Annotated in this window: 2 protein-coding genes; one reads left to right on the forward strand and one right to left on the reverse strand. The window is 28.0% G+C overall.

Going from position 1 to position 2,226, the window contains the following annotated elements; translation table 11 throughout:
* Positions 1–170 (reverse strand): GTPase (locus tag PKN74_RS08310; protein WP_472310375.1); only part of this gene is annotated, 170 nt, incomplete at its 3' end.
* A gap of 488 nt (positions 171–658) precedes the next feature.
* Between PKN74_RS08310 and PKN74_RS08315 the strand changes: the two genes are divergently transcribed.
* The gene (locus tag PKN74_RS08315) at positions 659–1,669 is read left to right on the forward strand and encodes an ABC transporter ATP-binding protein (RefSeq protein WP_472310373.1); all 1,011 of its coding nucleotides are present in this window, start codon (positions 659–661) and stop codon (positions 1,667–1,669) included.
* The last annotated feature ends 557 nt before the right edge of the window (positions 1,670–2,226 follow it).

Genomic DNA, 2,226 nt, shown 5'->3' on the forward strand with positions numbered 1-2,226 from the left:
TGATAATTATCTTCAGTTAAAATACAGTTGATTCGATTTCTTGTTGTTTGGGGTTTCTCAGACACAATAACAACTTTTTGACCCATTAATGCATTAATTAATGTAGATTTTCCTACATTTGGTTTTCCTGCAACAGTGACAAAACCACTTTTAAAATTATTTTGCTCCATATTTTCCTCCTAAATTTAATAATCCAGGCGTTTTATTAAAACCAAAGTTTAATTATAAACTCTATTTTGGCAACGTGGCCAAGACAGTTTTTCAAACCTTTTTTGAAGTAATTAAAAGATAAACATGATGAATATGTTGAACATAGAGTAATTATATCATATTGTGTTGTTCTTAAGTTTTTATTTAATATAACTAATAAATTATTGACTCGAAACTTTACACAAAAATGATATAATAAAACTGAAATTTAATAATGTAATTTAACAAAATCTTTCAGAAAATATGGATTTTTTACCTACCATTTTTATTATTTCTTTCTTAATACAATATTTTAATCTTTCAAAAATTTATTCAAATGTCATTCAAATCATAATTTTGCCTTTCAATATTAACTAATTGAAATATATTTATTTTTTATTGTCTCATTAATATACTAAATATCGAATAAAAAGATTACCTTCCGAAATTAGAAAGGAGGTGAATCAAAATGTTAAAGACATCTAATAAGTATGCTTTAAAATTGGAGAACGTATGTTCTCATGTTGGCGAGTTTGAACTTAAAAATATCTCGTTTGAAATTGGTGGAGGAGACGTTTTATCGGTGTTAGGTCCTTCAGGATCGGGAAAAACTGTGCTTTTAAGGACTATCGCAGGTTTAATGAAATTAGATTCAGGCAAGATATTACTAGGAGGAGAAAGAATAGATGATTATTCTCCCAAAGATAGAAGGGTAGGATTCGTATTTCAGAATTATGCACTTTTTCCTCATCTTGATTCAAAACTAAATTTGGGATTTCCTTTGTATATAAGAGGTAAAAAGAAAAAAGAAGTTTATGTTGAAGCTACCAAAGCTGCTCAAGAATTAGATGGACTGCCAAATTATTTAGAATTTAAACCAAGTGAGTTGCCTGAAGGTATGAAACAATTAATTGCCGTTGGGAGAGAAAAGTTAAACGAATGCAATTTATTACTTCTTGATGAACCATTAAGTCAATTAGATAGGAAGTTACACGTTGAAATGAGGACCTTTTTAAAAAGGTTTATTTCAGATCTAGACAAAACGACCGTTGCGGTTTTTAGCGATCCTGAGGATGCAGTAGCTCTAAGTGATTATATAATGATATTAGATAATGGTGAAATGTTGCAATTTGGAGAAACATTTGAAGTATATAATAATCCTATTAATATAAAAGTAATGGAGCTTTTAGCAAGACTTGGATTGAATGTAATAAATGCCGAAATCATTAATGGAAAAGCTTTTAATACTTTTCCTGTAAATCTTCCTGATGGATTGTATAAATTTTGTTTTAGACCTGAAGAAATTGAATTAAGTCATAAAGGGTTAGAAGTCATATCGTATCAAAGTTATATTTATGATTCTTCACGTAAGTTGGTAGATTGCGATTTTAATGGTGAAACTCTCAAACTTTTAGTTCATAAGAGCACCCCTCATAAATTTAAATTTATTCCAACAAATCCGAAGTTTTTCAATATATAGAAGTATTTAAAAAATCGGCAATTTAATATCTATTGTTACAAGTGATAAAAGTCACCTTAGATATTAAAAATTTGTTCATTAAAAGTATATTATGAAAAAACTATGAAAAAACTATAATGAAAAGAAAGAGTAAAATTTATCGGTTTGTGTTTATACTTTTTAATCTTTGCTTAAAATAAACGAAAAATTACGATTTTCTTATTTATTGACATATATTAGCCCATATTTACTTTCGATTATTCTTAAAAGCTCTTAAACGAGTTTGACTTTTCCTGTGATTACAGTTAAAATATTATTGCCTAGTATTGTATTTAGTAACGCATTAATAAATAAAAGCTAAATAACAAAAGGCTGGAGAGATGGAGAAAAGCCTATTTTTACCAAAATTTTGGTGAAAATAGGTTTTTTTTTGCTACAAGTATTTTTAGTTGTATTACCTAAATATCTTTAGGAGGTGGCGTTATGAAACGTTTTGTGATGTTGTTGGTATCTGTTTTGTTACTTGCTGGGTTAACTTTTTCTGTAACAACGATTGAATTTTGGCATGCTATGAGTGG

It is taken from the genome of Defluviitoga sp., assembly GCF_035349255.1.
In the GTDB taxonomy this organism is placed as follows: domain Bacteria; phylum Thermotogota; class Thermotogae; order Petrotogales; family Petrotogaceae; genus Defluviitoga.